The sequence below is a fragment of the Paenibacillus jamilae genome (assembly GCF_050482105.1).
GTDB lineage: Bacteria > Bacillota > Bacilli > Paenibacillales > Paenibacillaceae > Paenibacillus > Paenibacillus jamilae_B.
This window is the reverse complement of the sequence record NZ_JBCNHI010000020.1, coordinates 143476-161616: the sequence shown is the minus strand read 5'-3', so window position 1 is coordinate 161616 and position 18141 is coordinate 143476. Positions and strand designations below refer to the sequence as shown.

The window sequence follows — 18141 nt, the reverse complement described above, 5'->3', positions numbered from 1 at the left end:
GTCGATCTAAGCTAACTCCAGTTCCTGCTCCAAACCATCTGGTAGATTAACCATGTTCAATGGATTGAAGCGTCATCACTGCTTTGCACACCAAATGATTTTCCCGAGAAATAGCAATTTCCAGCTTGCAGGTGCGGCGACTCATCTCAAGCAGCAACGGACGAAGAACGACAGCATCCTCAATTTGTACCGGTCGAATAAAATAAGTCGTCAAATTATCCAGCACATAATCCTTGCCACTCATATCTCTGGCTGCGCGGTAGCCCGCTTGTGTCATCACATTGACCAGTACGCCTTCCGAGATCGTCCCTAAATTGGTGGCCATCTGTGGAATAATAAAACCGCGAAAAAATAATGATCCGTCCTCATTACGCTCCTCAGCGAACCCGTTCCAAATCAGCTGGTCGAACGTCTCGCCCAGTTGTGGCTGCTTTTGGGCGTTACGCAGTGCTTCCAGCACCTCACGCCGTGTAACGGACCCGAGCAGCTTACGGTTGCGGTCCACGACTGGCAAGTAATCTACACCTTCCCATGCCATCATTTGAGCGGCAGAAGCCAACGAGGTCTGGTAGGTGACCGTAATGGGATTACGGATCATACATTTATCCATCGTATGCTCAGGTTGAAGCCCTTCCACATCTTTACGGCTGACGATCCCTATTAACCGATTCCATTCATCCACTATGGCAAAATGATGATGTCCTGTGGTTACCGATAGCTCTTCAAATTCGGTAAGCGTGCTGTTGATTTTTAAGGTCAGCGTCTTCGGTTTGCCTGCCACAATATCTTCAACTAACATAATCTTCTTCTTGATCAGACGGTCAAATATCGCTCTATTAATCATAGAAGCGACGGTGAACGTATCATGACGCGAGGAAATAATCGGCAGACTGATCTGGTCTGCAAGCTGCTTAACCTCTCGACTCGTACCGAATCCCCCTGTAATCAGCACACCTGCTCCCTGCTCCAATGCAAGCGAATGCGCATCCTCTCGGTTACCTACAATTAGCAAACTACCTGCGTCAATATAACGCGCCATAGCTTCCTCACGCATCGCCCCGATCACATACTTGTGCAACGGCTTCTCAAGTCCCTCGCTTCCGCCCAGCACATGTCCCTCTACAATATTCACAACATCTGCAAAGGTCAGTTGCTCAGACAAGCCGCGTGGACGCTTCTCCACTCGTACTGTTCCGATCCGTTCCTTGGTAATGACAATTCCCAAATTCTCTGCTTCCTTCACGGCCCGATAAGCCGTGCCTTCGCTAACGCTCATTTCTTTAGCTAATCTGCGTACAGAAATTTTGGAGCCTATTTTCAACTGCTCGATATGACGCAATAGCTGCTCATGCTTCGTAACTGTTTCATCTAGCCCGTCCAACTCTGTTACACCCCCAACGTTCAATCTGTATCATTCTGTATCTATTATAACACAAAATCCCTTTGTTTTAGACCTTGTCATTAGGATATCTTTGCTTTGGAGAAAACAAAAAAGCGCCCCCTCTTGTTAAGGGACGCTTCATACTAGGAAAAACACTTACAGCATATTGCCTTTGTCAGCTTTATTATCCCATTTCATCTGCCACTGCTGCAGTTTGGCCCGTCGCGCACGCTCCAGTGTTTTGCGCTTTTCCTCATCCACACCCAGCAAAAAATGCATGTTCGCTCCGATGACAAGCAACGCAAAAAGCACCCACACCATCCCAAAGCCGTTAACCCAGTTCAGGCCACCTGCCAGCGAGATGCGTGGTAACGCAACCAATACCATAGCCAATGCAATCAGTGTGTACAAACCGTGTTTCCATTTTTTAAAAGAACCCAATCGTATCCCTTCCTCTCCCTGTGACTCTATGTATCTAGTCTATGAGAGGACAGGAAGGAATATGAGACAAACTTACAGAGACGAACCGTACAAATGTTGCAGACTATCTGCAATAATCTTATTTACGTCCTCAATAATCACGCTCAGGCGGCGTTCAGCGTCGAACAGACGACGGATGTTGAGGTTCAAGCTGAGTACCTCGAACATTTTTTCCATCTTTTCCATCTCTTCCTGTGCTGGCATATCGCCGCTCATCATCCGCTGTTGTACTTCCATTTGGCGTTCACGGAAATCGTCGAGCATTTTTTTGGCTTCCGGATCAGTTTCAATCAGCTTCATCGCTGACGTAATTTCCTCTACCTCTTTGCTTTCCTTCAATGCTTTCGCTAAATCGTGGGCTTTGTCATAGATATTCATGATTGTTCATTCCTCCATTACAAGTTTTGTGTCAACATTTCACATTGTCCGTCAATCACCAAGGTATATATGTCCTCATATGATGAATCAGTGCTATTACAGCCCATTCACGTTTCCCGTTACTTTCAAGACATCAAGTTGCTGCCCGGAAGGAGATCCACGATGTCCATCAAAAAAACAACGATTCAAATCATCGGATCGGGCATCTTGCAGGATGACGTACTCATGGTCGGCGAGTCCTTGCTTCGCAAATGGAAGATATCCGCAGGCCACCCCGTTCAGCTCGCCTTCGGCTCGTTCCGCCAAGAGGTTACCGTCATATCGGTACCCCGATACAGCGGTCTACGCGTGGGAAGCGTGCTGGCCCGAAAAATGGGGCTTCATGCCAGTCATGCCAGTTGTGATCTGCGAGTAACCTACAGCCGAGGCCGCCGGACACTTCGAGTGGGCCCACTTATTAGCGTGCTGGTTAGTCGGGACTATCCCGAACAGCCCGACAAGCCTTTCGGGTCGATCACCCTGTTCTGCCGTGAACTAGTCGGGGAATGCCGCAGACAAGGAGCATATGTGTATTTCTTCACCCCGGAGCATATCGGTAGTCAGCCCGGGCGAGTTCAGGGATGGGTGTATGACGGAGACTGGAAAAAGACGGTCATGCCTGCTGGCGATGTCGTCAATAACCGGCTTACCTCCCGTAAACTCGAGAACAGAACTAGCGTACAGCATTTCATGAAAGAAGTAAAATCGCAGTACGGCACGACCATTTTTAATGAAAAGTTTTTGGATAAAAATGAAGTGTTTGATGCGCTCAAGTCTAATTCTTCCCTGCGCAAGTATTTACCCGAGTCTCACTTGCTGCAAACCTTTGCCGTCTTCAAAAAAATGTGCAATCAGTACCCGTCTGTTTTTCTCAAACCTGTGCGCGGAAGCCTTGGTAAAGGCATTATGCGCATTAACAAGCAAGCCGATGGTACCTTTACGGTGCTATCCACGACAGCGGGCACTCCCCGTAAGCAAACGTACGCCAACGTCGATAAACTGTACAAAAGCTTAGCGGGGAAAATGAAATCAACACGCTTTCAGTTGCAACAGGGTCTTACCTTGATTGATCAGGGTAAGCGTCCGGTCGACTTTCGCGCGCTTGTACAAAAAAATGCGTCTGGAACCTGGACCGTAACCTCCATTGTCGCTCGGATCGCCGGAGGCAGCCACTTTGTATCCAATCTGGCAAGAGGCGGTACGCTCAGTACAGTCAAGGAAGCACTGGCTAAAACCACACTGCCTGCAGCAGTTAAATCGAATGGACTTACCTCTCTCAAAGCAGCTGCACTGGATATCGCAAGTGGAGTGGAAAAAGCGATTCCTGCTCATTTCGCGGAATTTGGTATTGATTTGGCGATTGATAGCACAGGGCGAATCTGGTTGCTGGAGGTCAATTCCAAGCCGTCAAAAAATGACAATACGCCGTTAAACGATCAGAAAACCCGCCCGTCCGTAAAAAAAATGATTGAATACTGCCGTTATTCAGCCGGATTCAAATGAATTGATCTCTTGCAGAGTCCGGCTGCCAAAGGAGCTGTTGTCGGTGTCTCTTGTTATGCCAAGCATGCTGGGCGTGCTTGTTAGCCGAAAGCAGGATGCTACTCCTCCTATTACCGAAGCCGATTTCTGCCGCAGGCTAAGTTTGTTGGGCAGGCGCTCTGGTATTAGCGTAATGGCGTTTACCGCCGAAGGAGTTTCACCTGAAGATCAATCGATACGGGGTTATGTTTATCGTGCCGGAGCATGGACATTAGGCCGTTTTCCCTTGCCGGATATTGTTTATAACCGCTGTCTTCATGTCCATGAGAGCCAGAATGTCAAGCACACTCTGGAAGATATAGCGGAGCAAAAATCGCGCAAGCTCATCTACTGGTCGCGTAATTTGCCTGGCAAATGGCAGGTGTATCGCGCTCTGCATACGGTAGATGAAGTGCGGCCTTTTGTGCCGCCTACGGCCCCATACCGGGATACGTCCCAGCTTGTGGAGTGGCTACAGCGCCATTCGGAGCTATTTATGAAACCACAGTCTGGAACACATGGCAAGGGCACGCTGTATCTCCGGCTGGCGGAAGAAGGTCAGGGACTGTACGTACAAGGCAGAAACTCCCAAAACCGCCCGTTTCGTCGCTTGTTTTCTGAATTGGATGCAGGATTATCATGGATCGACGGTATTGCACACAAACGCGCCTATATCGTGCAGCCTTATTTGAAATTAACAAGCCAAAGCAACCACCCCTTTGATGTTCGTGCACTCATGCAAAAGGACGGTAACGGCTGTTGGCGCCTGACGGGCTTTGCCGTGAGAGAAGGCAGAAAAGGAACTCTGACTTCCAATCTGCACGGTGGGGGCGAAGCCCATCCAGCAGAGCCTTACCTTCGTGAACAATTTGGTGCGGACAGCACACGTCTCATCATTAGGCAGATGATGGAGCTGTCCTTGACCATTACTGGGGCGTTGGAGAAACGCTATGGCCGCCTTGGCGAGTTGGGAATTGATTATGGTATTGATCGGAATGGGAATATCTGGCTGTTGGAGGTTAATTCCCGCCCTGGTCGGGCCTCCTTTTTTCAGACTCGTCAGCCCAAATCCGCTTTTCGTTCAGTCAACCGCCCGCTCGAATATGCTCGATATTTAATGACCCATTCCCAAGCGACAGGGCCAAAGGGCGCGGGCGCCTCCCTTGAACATACGGTATAGGAGGATAAACAGATGAGTTTAACGCATTGCAATGTGCATTTCTCACAGCAGCCCGACAAGGTGGCGTATATATCCACTGCCTTGTTGAAAAGCCTTAAGTTATCTGGAGCCAAGTCCATTCGTTTACGGCTTGGCAAGGATCAGATTCCTGTAACAGTAAAACCCATCCAGAAGGCGGGACGCCATCTATACTTGACCTCCGGCTTACGCAATGCAATCCGTGTTCCTAAAAGCGGGTCTATCTATTTGCGAAATCAGGACGGAGATGTGCAGCTTGGACCGTTGATTGGAGTGCTGTCTGATGCTACTAACTCCACCACCCGTCCTTTTGGATCACGCACAGGCTTTATTAAGCAGCTGCTGAAGGAAGGCAGCAAAAAATCTTATATTTTTGCCTTCACGCCAAGGGATATCAACTGGCAAAACGATACCGTTAACGGCTATTTTCTGTCATCCAGCGGGGAATTTACACGTAAACTCGTATCTCTGCCGGACGTGATTTACAATCGTTTGCCAAGCCGCCGCTCTGATTTTTCCCCAGCGATTAATCAACTACGCGAACGCTTTTCTCGCAGGCGAATTCCTTTCTTTAACTGGAGCTTTTTCAATAAATCCGATATCTATCATCTGTTGGAAAATAACTCAGAGGTTAACCGCTATGTCCCTGAATCCTATATGAATCCCAGCTCTGAACGTATTCGAGGTATGCTGGAGCGGCATCAATTTGCTTATTACAAGCCAAGCAGCGGCAGTCTCGGTAAAGGAATCTATCGTTTGTCCTATGTCCCCAAGCAAGGATACTATGTGAGGTATCGGAAAAAAAATAGCAATGTGTTGCTGCGGTTCTCCTCTTTTAGCTCCATGCTGCGGATGCTCCACTCCTCCAATAAGGGGCAGACGCTGAAAGGCTATGTCATTCAGCAGGGCATTCAGCTGATCGAGATTGATAATTGCCCGATTGACTTCCGGTTCCATATGCACAAAGACGGCAACAACCAATGGGTCGTCGTTGGGATTGGGGCCAAAAAAGCTGGACGTGGCAGTGTCACAACCCATATCAAAAACGGCGGTTCACTTATGACACCCGAGCAAGCGCTCGGTCGTGTATTCGGAGACCGGGCGGGTGAAGTACTTCAACGCGCCAAGAATGTAGCAGTTACGCTAGCAGAAGCAATAGAATACCACCACCAGCATCTACTGGGTGAAATCGGCTTTGACCTGGGCATTGATCAGGATGAAAAGGTATGGATGTTTGAAGCCAACTCTAAACCAGGTCGATCCATTTTTCAGCATCCATCGTTACGTGCGGAGGGTAAAGCATCCGTGGAGCATATTTTGGACCACTGTCTTTACCTCAGTAAATTCCGCAGAAAAGAGGAACTATGAATACCCAGGTGGAGCAAAAACCAGTCGTTGCTGTATTGACAGTGCACGACGAGGTACAACTTTTCAAGGGGAATCAGCGAAACTTCAGGGATATTCTTGAAACGGGAACGCGCATGGGGTATCAAGTGTACATTGTTACTGTCAGGGACTTGAAGCTGACAGATGAAACTGTGAAGGGATACATCTATAACAAAAACACACAGATGTGGGAGGAACAGAATTTCCCATCCCCACAGGTCATTTATAATCGTATCCCAAATCGTAATTATGAACTTAAAACCTCTGTGCGCGCAAAGCTGGATGAAATTTCGCATACCCCAGACGTTGAACTGTACAATCCAGGATTTTTTAACAAGTGGGAATTGTTCAAATGGCTCCGTACCTCGGAATCCACTCGTCCATTTGTTCCGATTACCAAACGGTTAAGCAACCTGCCATCTCTAGGAAAAATGTTGTCTGCGTATCCATACCTGTATCTCAAACCCGAAAACGGCAAAGCCGGAAAAGGAATTATGATTCTCAGATTTAACCCAGAGCATCTGACAGCATACAGGCTGACCATTCAACATGACAAAAAAAGCATCACCTATCGATCCGTATCATTGTCTCGGCTGTGGAGACGTATTCGCCGAGAAGCAGGCAACTCGCCCTATATCATTCAGCAAGGTATCGATCTAGCAACCTATCAGAAAAAGCCGTTTGACCTGCGTATTTTGGTGCAAAAAAATGCCCGTGGCGCATGGAGCATTACTGGAGTCGGTGCCAGACTAGCGGGTAAGGGGAGTATTACTACCCATGTTCCGCGTGGGGGAAGTGTGGAAGACCCGTTTAAGCTACTGTCCTCACTTTTTGGGCCCGAGGACAGTACAGATTTGATGAATAAGGTTAAAAGTACGGCTATTCTGATTGCACGCCAAATTGAACGCGGATCCGGTCTTTCTCACGGTGAAATGTCCATGGATTTGGGTGTAGATACACTCGGGACCCTCTGGTTTTTTGAAGCCAATGCCAAACCGATGAAATTCGACGAGCCGGACATCCGTCAAAAATCACTTAGACGTATATTTCAGTACAGCTCCTTTTTGGCCGGACGAATGAAATAATGATCAAGGAAGTGGAATCATGCCGCAAATTAGCGATGTTCAACATTTGCCTGCCCGGAGTTGGGTACTGAGACGACGACAGTTGCTGTTTTTGGCTCGTAGTTCCGGCGGCATGCGCATTACTCGCAATGCTCTGCGGCAGTTGGCTGTTTTAACGCCGGAGCAATTGAACACCCCCGGCTCCTCTCTCCTGTGCGCATATGTGCGCACAGAGAAGGGGCTGCGGATTGCGGGTTTTTCCCTTGCTCTGAATTATGGGAAGGATGCTTGCATCGTGATTGTTCGTCCGCTTTACCGGGGTCGCAGACTGGGCGCTAGACTGCTGTCCGCCCAGCTCCAACAGCTGCGCCGTCTGACGTGCAGCGTAGCCACCGACAATATGGCCAGTCTCAAAACCTGTTTCCGTGCTGGACTTATTGCGCATGAAATGACGACTGGACCGACGGGAAAGCCCACACTGATATTTTGTGGAGAGTTATCCGAAGATGAGCAGACGGCAGAGGAAGGTGGAATGCTGTGCCAAAACCTGTCCTAGGCATCATGACTTTGTATTTGAACAGTAAGAAGCAACTGGAAGAACGCGATATATATGAGCGCATGATTGCAGAAGGGAAAAGACTGGGACTGGATATGTATGTATTCACTCCTGCGGATGTCCATAAGGAACGCAGACTGCTTCTTGCCCAAATGTATGACCCGCACAGTGGTAAATGGACCCGAAAATGGCGAGAGTTTCCGGATATGATCTTCGACCGCTGCCGGGTACAGCGCAGTGAGCGGTATCGTCAATTAAAGAAATTTCGCTTACAGTATACAGACCTTGTTTATTTAAACCGACCGCTGAGCAACAAATGGGCTATTCATCAGCAGCTTGCAAGAAGGGCCGCCTTTCGCCCCCATCTACCTGCCACAGAGCTGTTCGATGGATTTCATAGTGTGAAGCGAATGCTTAAACAGAATTCACTGGTATACCTCAAGCCAATTAACGGTACGGGAGGCCGCGGCATTTTACGCATTGAACCTGTTAACAAGCAAAGCGGCCTGTATCTGATTGAGGGACGCAATCGCAAGCGTCATATTATTCCCCAGCAACGGGTACGTCTGGATCGCCTGGAGCCGCGTCTGAGCAGTTGGAACATGGAGAACTACATTGTTCAGGAAGGTATTCCTGTGCAGTTGCCGAATGGCAGGGTCCATGATTACCGTATGCTGGTACAGAAAAATAGCCAGGGAGTATGGGAGCTAACGGGATGCGCTGGGCGCATTGGGGCGCACCGGAGTGTCACTTCCAACCTGCATGGCGGAGGCAAGGCAATACCGATGAAGCAATTGCTGACGCAATGGATTCGGGATGAAGACCATAGAGAGAAAATCATTAAGCAAGGGGAACGGCTCGGACTGGACATTGCTGCGTATCTGGAAGAAATCTACGGGTCATTATGTGAGCTTGCGCTCGATTTGGCAATCAATAAGGACGGTCATATCTACCTGCTTGAGGTCAATCCAAAGCCGGCGCGCGAGGTATTTTCACGTATTGGCGAAAAAGAAACCTATCGTCGTGCCATCACCAGGCCCATGGAATACGCCTTGTGGGTCTACCACACTCAGATTAATCCGAAGCCACAGACGGAACAAAGATCTGCTGATCAGGTAGAAGATCAAACAGAGAATAAAACAAAGGAAGGCTCCGCGTAAGTGGCTGCCTTCCTTTGTTTTGTCATCTGCCCAACATCATTTGCATGTATTATTTATATGGTACGCCAAAGCTATTTATAACCCTTATCTGTATTTTCACAGTTACTCGGCGTTTTTATAAAGCGTAAGCAACTGCGTAAAGTCCGTAATAATCGCATCGGACCCTTTTAATTCATCATTCACACCAAATCCAGCATAAGCACAGCCGATTACCGTCTGTCCGTTCTTTTTGCCAGCTTCCACATCTGAGGAACGATCTCCTACCATCCATACATTCGAAATATCATGCTTGCTCAACAGAATTTCTAGCAAATTCACTTTGGATAGCGTGCTGTATTCCCCAGCGCTGTACAGTCCTTCAAAAATAGGAACCATTTCATACGCAGCAGCGATCCCCTTTACATAATCCTCCAGCCCGTTACTAGCTACGAATAATCGGACACCTTGCTCATGAAGTGCCTGGAGTGTTTCTTTTACATGTGGATACAGAGCATGACTTCCACTCTTCAACCCTTCCAGCTCCAGCTGAAGCAACAACTCGTCCGCTCTTCGATGAGCTGCTTCACTGGCTTCCGGCATGACTCTTCTCCAGATCTCATCCAGCAGCATCCCCAAACTATTCAAAATAAGCTCCTCGGGAGGAGTCTCTCCTTCATAAAGTCCTTCGGCGCGCAGCGTATCAAACAGCTTGTGGTACGCAGGAAGCAGCAGCGTCTCCGTCTGAAAAAGTGTACCGTCCATATCAAATACCATAGCCTCAGGTTTCTTCAACACAGGTGCATTGTTCATGTAGTTATCAGTCATTCCTTTCCTATGTAAGTTTACACTCCGACCCCTCTCATGATAAGCAATAAGAGAGGTCTGTGTAAACCTCATTGCGCATACCTTTAACTCTTATATTTTTTTAGAACAGTCCTAAAACAATGTAAGCCGCCCCACATATCTGTGTGTAAAGCTCCCCGTGGTAGATTGAGATCCACACCACTCCAATACGAAAATCCTGCCTTTTCTATCCATTGCTCCATCATTGAAAGATCCACTGTAGGATAATCAAACGTCAACAGAAGCATGCCGTCATCCCTTAACGTTCGGTGAAATTCACGCAAGGCTGCCAAAGATTCATCGGGTGTTAAGTGCTCCAACACTGATATACATACAATTTTGTCAAAACTGGCATCCTCATAGGGCAGAGCAGTCAAATTGGCATGTGCGGAGTGGAGCCGAACTGGTAAAATCTCCTGAATGCGCTCAGCAGCCTCCTCTCCAATATCCCGTCGCACCTCAGCCAAGATGGCATCTACAGAAACGATTCGTATATCCAAATCGCAGGCATAGACCTGAGAGCAACGGCGGGCCAGCTCAAATTTGAACGGATGCGGTATTCCACAAGCCGCGTCCAATACTGTATCTTGCCCGGACATAAATTGGAGACACCACTCATACTCATAGGGACGACTCCACCAGCTTTGAGGGAGTCTGTAAATCATATTGGACGAATTGGGATCAGAATATACAAAAAAGCGAGACAGATACGGGTCAGCCATATTCATGAATGTAGCCTCCTTTGCGGATGTTTAGATTACTCTTGCTACACAGCATAATTCATGACCCCGTTTCTCGCCTTGAAGCTTAGCCAACAATCCCATTTGCTCTGTAAAGGCAAGCTCGCCGTACAAAGGGTGTGCTTGCAGCAAGGCATCCAGACCAGAGGAGAGCTGGCGGGTAAACAAAGTCACCGGACGCAAGCCGGACTTTTCCAGCAAAAGCGTCAGCGTATGATCTGAATAATGGAACAGATGATCCTCCTCCATAAATAAAGGCGAGTGAACGCCATAGGCCTCGTTGGTAAACGAGTTTTTATTGGGGACGGTAATATATAACGTTCCATCAGGTTGAAGCTGTTCACGCAAATCCGTCAAAAATGTGATCGGGTCCGTGATATGCTCCAGCACATGCCAGCATGCTATGGCTTCGTATTGGTGCTCCAGAGGTAAGTCCGCTTCTTCCTCTAAACTTTCAGTCTCAATCGCTTCCTGATCTTTATAATCTTGGTTAATTTCTAGAGATTGTTGAATTTGAGTATCTAAATCTGTTTCACCGTTCCAATAACCCGGTAATAATTCCACCTCATATTTGCACTTGGCATAGGCACGCGATTCACTGGACGGCTCAATGCCCACTGCATTCCAGCCAGCTTGAAGAGCAGCATGGATAAATTCTCCAGTCCCTGAACCAATCTCAAGCAGCTTTCCTTTTTTGGGACTGAACATATCCAGCAGCATAAGTCCAAAAAGCGCATGATCCCCATAGGTAGACGCCGCTGCACTATCCCGCATAGCAACCCAATTGGCATTATAAATCTCTGCTATCATTTTCTCAGACTGAATATGATCCACATCCTTACGAAAAACCAATCCACAGAAGCCGCATCCCATCAAGGTAAAGTGTTCATAATTGTGAAATACTATCGTGTCGGCTGAGCCACACAATTTGCATTTTACGCTCTGTTCTGCTCCTCTCCCCTTATCCTTACCATAAGAAATAGCCTTGGCTTCATGGAGATCGGGTTTGTTAATGACCTGCACACTGGCCACCTTGGCGACATCCAAGTCGTTCGCCTGCTGCGCAGGTTCATATTCTTGTGTAGGTTCCTTTTCTGTGTTTTTGTTGTCCTGATCGACCCAGAGTGTAAGTCGTGGATTCGGGTCCAGAATGGATTCATATTGCTCTTTCCAGCCATAACGAGCACTTGGGTCAAGCAGCTGATATCGCTCAAATTTGCCCATGCGAATAGCAGGTGTATACCATCCCCAATGCTGAATACGGTAGTTGCTGATCTCAGTGGGAAGATCAAGTACATTTTCGGGTAATCTCCCACAGTGCAAGGACTGCTCCTTCCATTTATAAGGGAATCCCTCTTTATATCGAATTAAAAAAGGACGGTAATATCGATGGGCCTGCCAATAATCATCATCACGATAATGCGTGGAAGACCACATATCAAACAACCTGAAGCAAATCGTATCCGCTTTCGTTCCCGCTAACAAAGAATGTACCCCTTGGGCAAAGCGGGATTCGAACATTTCGTCTGCATCCATGCTTAATATCCATTCAGGAGAGGAAGCCAATGTCTCTCTCCACTGCTGCTTTCGCAGTTCGACTTCATTGTTAAAAGAGGGGGTTTCATTGCGGATCAAACGCAGTGGGATTCCTTGTAAGATCTCCCGGCACAACTCTGCGCTATTGTCATGACTACCATCATCAATAATGACTGCTTCATCAATGTATTCCCGGTGACTCAGCAGCACGTCAGTAAGCTTGCGATCTGCCTCATTGTATACCGTCATGGTCAGCGTCAATTTAGGATTAGAGACAGGCGGTGTATAAAGCTCACTTTGTCTTGGACCCGTGAACGTCTGTGGTACTACAACCGAATCCGCCGTGTACTTGGCAAAGACAGCAGTTTCGCGCAGATGATCAGGTATAACTGGAGGGTCAAGGAACTCAGGGGGTCTTGAATATGCTGGATGATTGAAGGCTGAAGAGCTTGGAGAGGTATTGGAGTGTTCTGTATGCGTTAAATGCTCTGGATGGTTCGATGTAAAATACTTTAGGGTGAATAATAGCTGTTCTGCCTTTATTCGATCGACTTCCCGATATAGATGCATTGCCGGATAGTGTGTGTCCACGAAAAGCGGAAATCCAAATGCAGCCGCCCGAATACAAAAATGTCGATCTTCTCCCCAATAAGAAACGTTTTTAATTTTGCCAAAATGAATTCCTGCTTCAAGCGCCCGTCTGCGAATTAGGGTACACGCACCTAGACCGCCCACCTCATACAAACCAGGAACGTGCAACTGGTGTATAAAATGCAGCTCACGTTGCGCCCGCTCCTCCGCTGACAGCACTTCTCCATCTTCACAGTGGAACAAATTATATTCATCACTGACCCACACTTGAGGCAACAGCTGTCCTTCCGGTTGCCAGCGTGTCCAGAAAATCTCTGATACGATATCCTTCTCCGTCTCCACCAGCCTACACAGGGTACGAGAATGGAGAACCAGGTCTGAATCGACCAGAAACAGCGCGTCATAATTATGCTGAAGTGCATAGTCAATCAGACGATTTTTAAAGTCGGCCACTTTCCAAACGAGAGCAGGCGGCCAATAATGAGTGTGCTCATCACTACGGTTCTCCACTTGCTGCGAGCCTGTTAACAAGGGCAGAACCCGGCCTGGAAGCCGATTGGAAAAGTCAACTAGCCATTGGCTTGACATCGGATTGTCATTATCATCCACAAATAAATAATCTGGTAACACGTCAGGTGCTTCCAGGCGTTCCAAGGCTTGAAGAAACAAAGACAAAATTTCCGGCTTCTGGTGCACCGGGCTACCGATTAGTATACGCATGTGTCAACGCCTCCATCAGGCGGAAGCCTCATAACCGTTCCCCCTCCATGTCCTAACGCATACCATAATTGCGACCAAGCGATTGGGAGTGAGCGTGGTATGAATGGACTTACACCTGGAAATATCAATAAAAACGACATCAATACAAAATACAATCTCCCCACTCAACGATAAAACCCATCCTGTCGCACATCCTAACCCGGAATGTCACACACATCTTCAATCCATACCCTTCCCCCAAACATCCAGCTTTGATTTTCTAATTTATTAGAGCAGAACTGAATTTATGATCATCATATCCCCTTTACATGTTCAAGCCGAATTACTACATAATGAGCAAGCTATCCTAATAAAATGGAAATTATACCAAGTTTTTCAGGAGGGACAAAGAGCATGGTGACTGTCAGCTTATGTATGATTGTCAAAAACGAAGAAGAAGCCCTTCATACCTGTCTGAAATCAGTCCATGACCTGGTGGATGAAATCATTATCGTTGATACTGGATCTACCGATAGAACCCAAGAGGTCGCTGCATCATTCAACGCTCGGATATACAACTTTGAGTGGTGCGATGATTTCTCCGCTGCCCGTAATTATGCGTTTGATCAAGCCACGCAAGAATATCAATTTTGGCTGGATGCCGATGACATACTAGAAGAAAAAGATCGACTATCCTTTCTCAACTGGAAAAAACAAGCCACCCTCTCTTATGACAGCATTACAATGGATTATGTGCTATCCATAGATGAACAAGGACAGCCGTTGTATAAGCTCAAAAGAAACCGAATTGTACGGCGTGATCGCAGATTCAGATGGACCGGATTTGTTCACGAGTTCCTGAATGTAACAGGCAGCATCTTTCACAGTAATATGGCGGTGACTCATAACAAAACACGAGCTTATACTGCTCGTAATTTGCACATATATCTCAAGCATCGGGAGCAGGGCACCTTATTTTCTGAACGAGATCACTACTACTTCGCCAATGAATTATATGATAACGGACGCACACTAGAAGCCATTCAGCAGTACGAACATTATCTAGGGCTACATCAAGGATGGATAGAAGATCGGATTGCTGCTTGCTTTAAGCTTGCGGATTGCTACGGTCGTCAAGCACAAAAACAGGAGCAACGTATGGCACTGCTTCGCACACTTACCCTCGATGTACCACGCGCCCAATTCTGCTGTGCTTTCGGCAATTTGTTCATTGAAGATGAGCAGTATGCTCAAGCCATTTATTGGTTTCGGCAGGCGACGCTGATTGGGCCCCCGCAAGATGTAATGGCCTTAACCAATTCGTCGTACTATACCTGGTTTCCACACTTGCAATTATGTCTCTGTTATGACCGAATCGGTGACATCGAAAAAGCAAAATCGCATCATCGCATAGCCCAGTTGCACCATCCTACTCATCCAAGTGTTTTATATAACGAGCAGTATTTTGCACAGCTAGACCAAAAATAATATTCTGTTGAGCGCCATTGAAAAAGTCGATTTCTTTTGTAGAAAATCGACTTTATTAGCTATAATCTGCTTCGTTTATAAGTTACTAGTTTTATAAATAGGAAAGGCCACCTGCACTTGATGCTTGCAGATGGCCTTTCCTATTCGTCATACAAGACTCCTTCAGAACACCTTTTTCCGGTCTCTTTCTCCCTTCAAAATTTCTACTGACTCACGGAAACGCAACGAATGAATCACCTCACGTTCACGCAGAAACTTCAAACTATCCTGCAAATCCACATCGTCTGTCAAATCAATCAGCCACTGATATGTAGCTCGCGCCTTTTCCTCTGCCGCAATATCCTCATATAGATCGGCAATCGGATCACCTTTGGCTTGGATGTAGGCCGCTGTAAAAGGAACTCCAGAAGCGTTTTGGTAAAATAACGCATGATCATGCGCTGCATAATATTCACCTAGTCCAGCCGCCTCCATTTGCTCCACACTCGCATCCTTCGTCAGCTTGTAGATCATAGTCGCAATCATCTCGAGATGAGCAAATTCCTCTGTGCCGATGTCATTGAGTACACCGATTACCTTATCGGGAATCGTATACCGCTGATTCAAATAGCGCAATGCTGCTGCCAGCTCGCCATCCGCTCCGCCATACTGCTCCATAAGCAGTTTGGCCATATGAGGATCACATTTGCTGACACGTACGGGATATTGCAGTTTTTTTTCATATACCCACATTCATGTTCCTCCTTTATACAAAAGGTTGTGCGATTCCCTATCTATACCTGCCATGGCCAAGGAGCCTGGCTCCATTCCCAAGGATACTTGGAGTAGGCGCGACCAAAATTTTGCAAAGGTCCATATAAAAGCTGGTATTCGTTAGCAATCGCCGTTCTTTCCTGTGTCAGCTTATTGAACTGCTCGATGGCTTGCAAATCATCCGGGTGTGTATCCAGATACAAATTCAACTCCACTAACACAAAATCCACCGCTTGGAGCTTCTCCAATAGCGCATAAAATTGGGCATCACCCGGCTTGGTTTGAGGCGCACAGCCTTGGGGCGTATAGCCTTGGATCGGATCTCTGGGTTGATTATAATCCTGAGCTTGACCTTGATACTGGTTTTGGTCTTGGTACTGGTTCTGGTATTGATACTGGTTTTGATATGGATACTGATTCTGGTATTGATACGAATTTGAATAAGGGCCTTGAGATTGATTGGGTTGTTGATATCCGCTCTCATGCTGATTTTGCTGCTGGAATTGATTTGGGGACTGACCTTGATTTGGATTCTCCATTCTATTCGCCTCCCCCCTGGTTTCTTCTGGGCTCATAAGGACTGTAAAGCAGTGGCCATAGCGTTCCTTTCGTCAGCGCCTCTTCTGGACTGAATTGCGGTAGACCAGGGGGCTGAAATTGTATAAACAAGTTTGGCGGAAGCACATAGGTCTTGCATAGAACGGGCGGACACGGATCGAACGGGCCGACAAACGGGGCAAACTCACCTTGCTGTGGAAATTTCACGGGCCGGGACCTCCTTTGATTGATCCTTCTGCTTTACTATTCAACATATGCCGCATCGCCCAAGTCTCGAACAAAAAAATGGATTCAACGAAATAAAACTCAAAAAGAGCCTTTAAGACCACGGTAACGTGGATCTAAAGGCTCTCTCTTCAGCACTATATATAGCTTACCTATCTGAACTGTTCATGTTTATTTCAGTGGATCAGGACTACTCATCGCTAGAAAGTTCATCCTCAATGACAGGCTCCGACTTACGGTGAATTTTCACTCTCATAATGCGAAGTCTCGTTGCTTCCTCCACTTCAAAGGTCAGATTATAAAACTCTATTTTCTTCCCCTTCACCGGACTGCCCTCCAATTCCTTGAACAGCCAGCCTCCGATGGAATCCACCTCGTCGTCTTCAATGTTTACTCCAGTCAAATCATTAACATCCTCAATGAGCATACGACCGTCCACAGAGATGAAGTCTTCCTTCATTTCTACGCTTGGGCGCTCATCCTCAAACTCATCATAGAGATCCCCGACGATTTCCTCCAGAATTTCCTCCGCTGTCAGCAGACCGGCAGTTCCCCCGTATTCATCCACCACGAGAGTCATTTGAGAATGCTTTTTCTGCATAAGACGCAGCACATGACTTACTTCCATAGACTCAGGCACATTCAGAATAGGACGCACTACCGAGGCCAAATCCAGCTGCTCACCCTGCTCGGCTAACAGAAGATCTGTAATATGGACAAAGCCGATGATCTGATCTTTATCCTCCACTGCTACCGGGTAACGGGAATGCTTGGTCTCACTGATAATTTTCAGATTTTCCTTAAACGACAAATTCGTGTACAAGCAATCCATATCTGTACGCGGCAGCATAATCTCACGGGCAAGCAAGTCGGAAAAATCAAAGATATTATCCATCAGCTTGATTTCATCCTTATCGATTACACCACTTTTAGCACTCTGATTCATCAATATGCGGATCTCTTCCTCCGAATGTGCCGCTTCGGCTTCACTCGCCGGCTGAATGCCGAATGCGCGTAACAGCATATTTGCCGCAGCATTTAACACCCAGATTACAGGCAGAAAAATCTTATAGAAAAGCAGCAAGGGCGCCGATAAAAACAGCGCCACACCCTCAGTCTTTTGAATCGCCAAAGACTTGGGAGCCAGTTCGCCCAATACAATATGCAAAAAAGTAATGACGCAAAATCCGACGACAACGGATACCGTTGTAATCAGTGTACCGTCAGTTACACCGAGTTTGTGCATGAGTGGCTCTATCAGGTAACCGGATATTGCCGGCTCACCAATCCAGCCCAGCCCTAATGAAGCCAGCGTAATGCCCAATTGGGTGGCAGACAGATAAGCATCCAACTTTTGGTTCACCTTCAGCGCATAGCCCGCCAGGCGATGACCCTCACTTTGGAGCTGTGTCAATCGGGATTGGCGCATTTTGACCAGCGAAAACTCTGCGGCCACAAAAACACCGTTTAGAAAGACAAGCAGCAGTACCAAGAAGAGATTCACCCCTAGCAATCCCCAATGAAACTCGGTATGACCATCCAATACGAACTCCCCATTTCTTTAGT

Annotated in this window: 17 protein-coding genes; 7 read left to right on the top strand and 10 right to left on the bottom strand. The window is 47.2% G+C overall.

The genetic code is table 11. The features are described 5' to 3' along the window. Nucleotides 1-46: 46 nt before the first annotated feature. The 3 genes from ABEW32_RS19580 to ABEW32_RS19570 all read right to left on the bottom strand — a co-directional run bounded on the left by ABEW32_RS19580 (nt 47) and on the right by ABEW32_RS19570 (nt 2239). Nucleotides 47-1381, bottom strand: coding sequence for a DRTGG domain-containing protein (locus tag ABEW32_RS19580; protein ID WP_430191990.1), 1335 nt, complete (start codon nt 1379-1381; stop codon nt 47-49). Nucleotides 1382-1537: 156 nt separating this feature from the next. Beyond that, complete coding sequence (locus ABEW32_RS19575) at nt 1538-1822, bottom strand: hypothetical protein (protein ID WP_430190881.1); 285 nt, start codon at nt 1820-1822, stop codon at nt 1538-1540. A 72-nt stretch (nt 1823-1894) separates the two neighbouring features. Beyond that, a complete protein-coding gene (locus ABEW32_RS19570) occupies nt 1895-2239 on the bottom strand; it encodes a YlbF/YmcA family competence regulator (RefSeq protein WP_016819612.1) in 345 nt (114 codons plus the stop codon). A 162-nt stretch (nt 2240-2401) separates the two neighbouring features. On the opposite strand from ABEW32_RS19570, the gene ABEW32_RS19565 reads away from it, so the two are divergent. From ABEW32_RS19565 to ABEW32_RS19540, 6 genes are read left to right on the top strand one after another with little or no spacing between them, the layout of a single operon-like run. After that, nucleotides 2402-3781 carry a YheC/YheD family endospore coat-associated protein gene (locus ABEW32_RS19565; protein WP_430190878.1) on the top strand — a complete coding sequence of 460 codons (1380 nt, stop codon included), beginning with the start codon at nt 2402-2404 and terminating at the stop codon, nt 3779-3781. Nucleotides 3782-3824: 43 nt separating this feature from the next. Further along, nucleotides 3825-4979, top strand: a complete 1155-nt coding sequence (locus tag ABEW32_RS19560) for a YheC/YheD family endospore coat-associated protein (protein ID WP_430191988.1) — start codon at nt 3825-3827, stop codon at nt 4977-4979. Between the two features lie 12 nt (nt 4980-4991). Beyond that, entirely contained in the window at nt 4992-6365 is a 1374-nt protein-coding gene (locus ABEW32_RS19555; protein ID WP_430190875.1) for a YheC/YheD family endospore coat-associated protein, read from the top strand. Continuing rightward, complete coding sequence (locus ABEW32_RS19550; protein ID WP_430190872.1) at nt 6362-7468, top strand: YheC/YheD family endospore coat-associated protein; 1107 nt, start codon at nt 6362-6364, stop codon at nt 7466-7468. The genes ABEW32_RS19555 and ABEW32_RS19550 overlap by 4 nt, the downstream gene beginning before the upstream one ends. Nucleotides 7469-7487: 19 nt before the next feature. After that, nucleotides 7488-8003, top strand: a complete 516-nt coding sequence (locus ABEW32_RS19545) for a GNAT family protein (protein WP_040101724.1) — start codon at nt 7488-7490, stop codon at nt 8001-8003. Next, entirely contained in the window at nt 7985-9163 is a 1179-nt protein-coding gene (locus ABEW32_RS19540; protein WP_430190869.1) for a YheC/YheD family endospore coat-associated protein, read from the top strand. Before ABEW32_RS19545 ends, ABEW32_RS19540 begins: the two co-directional genes overlap by 19 nt. A 102-nt stretch (nt 9164-9265) precedes the next feature. On the opposite strand, the gene ABEW32_RS19535 is transcribed toward ABEW32_RS19540, so the two are convergent. The 3 genes from ABEW32_RS19535 to ABEW32_RS19525 form a co-directional block, all read right to left on the bottom strand. Continuing rightward, nucleotides 9266-9967, bottom strand: coding sequence for an HAD family hydrolase (locus tag ABEW32_RS19535; RefSeq protein ID WP_080710675.1), 702 nt, complete (start codon nt 9965-9967; stop codon nt 9266-9268). 83 nt (nt 9968-10050) lie between these two features. Continuing rightward, nucleotides 10051-10713 carry a class I SAM-dependent methyltransferase gene (locus tag ABEW32_RS19530; protein ID WP_430190866.1) on the bottom strand — a complete coding sequence of 221 codons (663 nt, stop codon included), beginning with the start codon at nt 10711-10713 and terminating at the stop codon, nt 10051-10053. Between the two features lie 24 nt (nt 10714-10737). Next, nucleotides 10738-13572, bottom strand: coding sequence for a methyltransferase domain-containing protein (locus ABEW32_RS19525; protein ID WP_430190863.1), 2835 nt, complete (start codon nt 13570-13572; stop codon nt 10738-10740). Between the two features lie 393 nt (nt 13573-13965). On the opposite strand from ABEW32_RS19525, the gene ABEW32_RS19520 reads away from it, so the two are divergent. Beyond that, nucleotides 13966-15039: a glycosyltransferase family 2 protein gene (locus tag ABEW32_RS19520; RefSeq protein ID WP_430190860.1), complete on the top strand. Its 1074-nt coding sequence runs from the start codon at nt 13966-13968 to the stop codon at nt 15037-15039. Between the two features lie 162 nt (nt 15040-15201). Here the strand turns inward: ABEW32_RS19520 and ABEW32_RS19515 are convergent, their stop codons facing one another. The 4 genes from ABEW32_RS19515 to ABEW32_RS19500 form a co-directional block, all read right to left on the bottom strand. Next, nucleotides 15202-15771 (bottom strand): manganese catalase family protein, encoded by a 570-nt coding sequence (locus ABEW32_RS19515; protein WP_016819601.1) that lies wholly within the window; start codon nt 15769-15771, stop codon nt 15202-15204. Between the two features lie 41 nt (nt 15772-15812). Then, nucleotides 15813-16331 carry a spore coat protein CotJB gene (locus ABEW32_RS19510; protein ID WP_430190857.1) on the bottom strand — a complete coding sequence of 173 codons (519 nt, stop codon included), beginning with the start codon at nt 16329-16331 and terminating at the stop codon, nt 15813-15815. A gap of 1 nt (nt 16332) precedes the next feature. Next, nucleotides 16333-16557 (bottom strand): spore coat associated protein CotJA, encoded by a 225-nt coding sequence (locus ABEW32_RS19505; RefSeq protein ID WP_430190854.1) that lies wholly within the window; start codon nt 16555-16557, stop codon nt 16333-16335. Nucleotides 16558-16765: 208 nt separating this feature from the next. After that, entirely contained in the window at nt 16766-18118 is a 1353-nt protein-coding gene (locus tag ABEW32_RS19500) for a hemolysin family protein (protein ID WP_430190851.1), read from the bottom strand. Between the last annotated feature and the right edge of the window lie 23 nt (nt 18119-18141).

Excerpts from the sequence above, each read along its gene's own strand:
- ABEW32_RS19570 (WP_016819612.1), bottom strand. The coding sequence starts at position 2,239 with ATGAATATCTATGACAAAGCCCACGATTTAGCGAAAGCATTGAAGGAA.
- ABEW32_RS19565 (WP_430190878.1), top strand. The coding sequence starts at position 2,402 with ATGTCCATCAAAAAAACAACGATTCAAATCATCGGATCGGGCATCTTG.
- ABEW32_RS19555 (WP_430190875.1), top strand. The coding sequence starts at position 4,992 with ATGAGTTTAACGCATTGCAATGTGCATTTCTCACAGCAGCCCGACAAG.
- ABEW32_RS19550 (WP_430190872.1), top strand. The coding sequence starts at position 6,362 with ATGAATACCCAGGTGGAGCAAAAACCAGTCGTTGCTGTATTGACAGTG.
- ABEW32_RS19545 (WP_040101724.1), top strand. The coding sequence starts at position 7,488 with ATGCCGCAAATTAGCGATGTTCAACATTTGCCTGCCCGGAGTTGGGTA.
- ABEW32_RS19535 (WP_080710675.1), bottom strand. The coding sequence starts at position 9,967 with ATGACTGATAACTACATGAACAATGCACCTGTGTTGAAGAAACCTGAG.
- ABEW32_RS19530 (WP_430190866.1), bottom strand. The coding sequence starts at position 10,713 with ATGAATATGGCTGACCCGTATCTGTCTCGCTTTTTTGTATATTCTGAT.
- ABEW32_RS19525 (WP_430190863.1), bottom strand. The coding sequence starts at position 13,572 with ATGCGTATACTAATCGGTAGCCCGGTGCACCAGAAGCCGGAAATTTTG.
- ABEW32_RS19520 (WP_430190860.1), top strand. The coding sequence starts at position 13,966 with ATGGTGACTGTCAGCTTATGTATGATTGTCAAAAACGAAGAAGAAGCC.
- ABEW32_RS19515 (WP_016819601.1), bottom strand. The coding sequence starts at position 15,771 with ATGTGGGTATATGAAAAAAAACTGCAATATCCCGTACGTGTCAGCAAA.
- ABEW32_RS19510 (WP_430190857.1), bottom strand. The coding sequence starts at position 16,331 with ATGGAGAATCCAAATCAAGGTCAGTCCCCAAATCAATTCCAGCAGCAA.